Genomic DNA, 3,067 nt, shown 5'->3' with positions numbered 1-3,067 from the left:
ATGAAAAAATGACGATGTACCTCGGATCATGGATTTTATTGCTGAGCCACTTCTCTGGCATAGAGGCATCGGCACCGTGCATCGTCTGACTTAGCCGGGCCTCGATCGCTGACGGCGCGCAAGATCTTCGCCACAAAAACAACCGCCCCGGGCTCCCCCCGAATCATCGATTCGAGTGAGAAACCCGGGGCGCGAATGACATCAGCGATGTCAGAACCCGCTCAGAACGGAATGTCGTCATCCATATCGTCGAGCCCGCCACCTCCGGCAGGCTGACTCGGCCGGCTGGCACCGCCACCACCGCCACCACTGCGCGCCCCGCCGCCCATCGCCCGGCCACCGCCACCACCGCGCGACTCCGAAGGCTCACGGCTATACCCGCCGTCATCGCCCCCGCCCATGCCACCGCCGCCCGAACCACCTCGGCCACCCAGCATCTGCATTTGCTCAGCCACAATTTCCGTCGAATACCGATCCTGGCCGTCCTGTCCTTGCCACTTGCGCGTACGCAACCGCCCTTCGATGTAGACCGACGAGCCCTTCTTCAGATATTCGCCAACGATCTCCGCCAGACGACCAAAAAACGCGACGCGGTGCCACTCCGTCGCTTCCTTGAATTCACCTGACGTTTTGTCCTTATAGCGATCCGTCGTCGCAAGCCGGATGTTGGCGATAGCGTCGCCGCTCGGCAGGTAACGAATTTCGGGATCGGCGCCGAGGTTGCCGACGAGGATGACCTTGTTTACGGATGCCATGTATCTCTCCAGTTAATCCATTTGCGCAGCCGCGCTCGCTACCCGAGCACCCGGTGCGCGACGCCTCGTTCGCATCAAGCCTTACGGGGCGCCTTCATATTGGCGGCGATTATAAGCCACGCTAAAACCAGTCCCGAGCACGCAAAGAACACCGCGTTCTGGCCAACCGACTTCATCAGCCAACCGCCCACCACGCCGCCGAGCGCCAGACCGATCGACTGCGTCGTGTTGTAGACGCCGGTAGCGGCCCCCTTGCGTGTGCCCGGCGCCAGCTTCGAAACCAGTGAAGGCTGCGACGCCTCGAGGATGTTGAAGCCAAGGAAGTAGACAAACAAAATCCCGGCCACAGACAAGATCGTATGCGGAGCCATCCCCAGCAACAATTGTCCGATCAGGATAAGACCAATGGCACCGCATAACACGGGCTTCATCTTCCCCCGTTTCTCGGCGGCAATGATCGCCGGCACCATCATGACGAACGACAGCCCCATGACAGGCAAATAAACTTCCCAATGCGACGCCACCGGCAACCCGCCCGCCACCAGGATCCGAGGCACGACGAGGAACAGCGCCGTCTGCGTGGCATGCAGCACCAACACGCCAAAATTGAGGCGCAGCAATTCGACGTTATGCAGCACTTCGGCGAACGGCGCCCGCACGTGCACGGGTTTGGGCGCATCGGGCACGATCCACAGCACCACGCCGATCGCAATCAGCGACAATGCGCCGACCACCGCGAACAAGCCGCTCATCCCCACCCACTGATACAGAACCGGCGCCCCCACAATCGCCACGGCAAATGAGATGCCGATACTGCCGCCCACCATGGCCATCGCCTTGGTGCGGTTTTCGTCGGCCGTCAGATCGGCGATGAAGGCAATGACCGCCGACGATACGGCCCCCATCCCCTGGATGACGCGCCCGACGATGATCCACGTCATGTCGTGCGCCATGGCGGCGACGAAGCTCCCGAGCGCGAAGACGAACAGCCCCGCCGCGATGACGGGCTTACGCCCGACCTTATCGGAGATCCAGCCGTAGAAGATGTACAGCATCGACTGCGTCACGCCGTAGGCCCCGAGCGCAATGCCGACCAGCCACACGTTGTCGCCGCCAGGAATCGTCTTAGCGTAGACCGAGAACACCGGCATGATCATGAACAGGCCCAGCATGCGCAGCGCGAAGATGCCGGCAAGCGACACGGTGGCACGCAACTCGGGCGCACTCATACGCGAGGAGGTAACGGATGGATTGGACATCGGAGCGAGCTAGAGGGAACCGAGGCGACGGAGTTCGTGCTGCCCTCGTGTCCGGCGACGGACTTTTTGGTGCGCCGAACGCAACGAGCGTGAGGGCTCATTCATTCCCGCGCGCTGTAAGGACGCCGTAACGGTGGTCTGGAAAAGTCGTTATAGTAGCAGGTTTGGCCCCCTCCTCCTAAGGGTCTGTTTGCCTATGAAACGTACATGCGTTGCCCCGAGAAGGGCCGCTCGCAAGGATTGCGGCGCCGCGAATACCGAGCGTATTGGCAAGGAGCATGACGCGGCGAGCGGCCCTTCTCGGGGCAACCCCAATTATCATGGGCACTCCAGGGGAATGCCCGCTACCGGCCGCAGGGCGGCGTCGCTCGTCGCTTGTTTGGGTGCACCAAACGGCGCGCCTCGACTCCTTGCCCTGCGGCCGGTAGCGGGCATTCGCATGTACGTTTCACAGGCAAACAGACCCTAGGTAATGGAACAGATTCGCATCCGTGGGGCGCGTACCCACAACCTGAAGAACGTCAACCTCGACCTGCCTCGCCATCAACTGATCGTGATCACCGGCTTGTCCGGGTCGGGCAAGTCGTCGCTCGCGTTCGATACCCTCTACGCCGAGGGTCAGCGTCGATATGTGGAAAGCCTCTCGGCCTACGCGCGCCAGTTCCTGCAATTGATGGAGAAGCCCGACGTCGACCTGATCGAGGGCCTTTCGCCCGCGATTTCAATCGAACAAAAAGCGACGTCTCACAATCCGCGCTCGACGGTCGGCACCGTCACCGAAATTCACGATTATCTGCGTCTGCTCTACGCGCGCGTCGGCACGCCATACTGCCCGGAGCATGAAATCGCGCTCGAAGCGCAAAGCGTTTCGCAAATGGTCGACGCGGCGCTCGCCCTGCCCGAGGAAACGAAGCTGATGATCCTCGCGCCCGTCGTCGCGAACCGCAAGGGGGAACACGCCGAGCTGTTCGAACAGATGCAGGCGCAAGGCTTCATACGTTTCCGCATCCGTTCGGGCGGCGGCGCGGCCAACGAAGGCACGGCGCAAATCTA

General features: G+C 61.7%; 2 protein-coding genes and 1 pseudogene. 1 reads left to right on the top strand and 2 read right to left on the bottom strand.

What is annotated here, in order from left to right; translation table 11 throughout:
- Window positions 1–221: 221 nt before the first annotated feature.
- Window positions 222–755 carry a single-stranded DNA-binding protein gene (locus tag ACTHL0_RS07785; protein WP_440566139.1) on the bottom strand — a complete coding sequence of 178 codons (534 nt, stop codon included), beginning with the start codon at window positions 753–755 and terminating at the stop codon, window positions 222–224.
- Window positions 756–829: 74 nt separating this feature from the next.
- On the bottom strand, window positions 830–2,014 hold the full coding sequence (locus ACTHL0_RS07780) for an MFS transporter (protein WP_440566138.1): 1,185 nt from the start codon (window positions 2,012–2,014) through the stop codon (window positions 830–832).
- A 472-nt stretch (window positions 2,015–2,486) separates the two neighbouring features.
- Here ACTHL0_RS07780 and ACTHL0_RS07775 point away from each other — a divergent pair.
- Window positions 2,487–3,067, top strand: a pseudogene (locus tag ACTHL0_RS07775) (excinuclease ABC subunit UvrA); the annotation flags it as partial.

Source organism: Trinickia sp. (assembly GCF_051961175.1).
In the GTDB taxonomy this organism is placed as follows: domain Bacteria; phylum Pseudomonadota; class Gammaproteobacteria; order Burkholderiales; family Burkholderiaceae; genus Trinickia.
This window is presented reverse-complemented; position numbering and strand designations above follow the sequence as displayed.